We start from the raw sequence: 821 nt of genomic DNA on the forward strand, positions 1-821 counted from the left end.
CGATGTATGGCAGTGGAGCTAAGCAAGCAATAAAAATAAACCACCAACGCATCAAGTGAGCAGTTTTTGCATTCATAATTAGTAATTCTTCTTCAGATCCATCCCAGCGTAGAGTGATGCAACCTGCTCTTCATACCCATTAAACATCAAGGTATCGATACGATTTGGACTAAACAAAGAGTTAGGTAATCGCCTCTCTGTCTTTTGACTCCATCTAGGGTGATCAACGTTGGGGTTTACATTGGAATAAAAGCCATATTCACTTGGCCCCGCTTTCTCCCAACTCGTTCGTGGTCGTGTCTCGCTAAACGAAATTCGAGCTATGGACTTTATGCTCTTAAAACCATATTTCCATGGGACAATCAGTCTTAATGGAGCACCATTTTGATTTGGCAATTCCTTGCCATACATTCCCACAACCATCATCGTCAGAGGATGCATTGCCTCATCCATGCGCAATCCCTCAACGTATGGCCAATCAATCGAAGACGTAAATGATCGAACACCACGCATCTCTTCTGGTCTATTTAGCGTTTCAAATCGAACATATTTGGCTGAAGGGGAGGGCTGAAATTTATTTAACAGCGCAGACAACGAAAAGCCCACCCAAGGAATCACCATGGACCAAGCCTCCACACATCGGAAACGATATACCCTTTCTTCCAACTCTAAACCCTTTAGAACATCTTCAAGGTTGTAGGCACCAGGTTTATCCGTCAATCCGTTCACAACAACCGACCAAGGCTTAGTCGTCATTTCATGCGCATACTTTGCCGGATCAGACTTGCCTGTTCCAAATTCATAGAAGTTGTTATAGGTGG

General features: G+C 43.7%; 1 protein-coding gene. It reads right to left on the reverse strand.

From position 1 onward, the window contains the following. Nucleotides 1-78: 78 nt before the first annotated feature. Nucleotides 79-821 (reverse strand): protein-methionine-sulfoxide reductase catalytic subunit MsrP (gene msrP / locus A3762_RS13425; protein ID WP_068756060.1); only part of this gene is annotated, 743 nt, incomplete at its 5' end.

The sequence above is a fragment of the Oleiphilus sp. HI0125 genome (assembly GCF_001635355.1).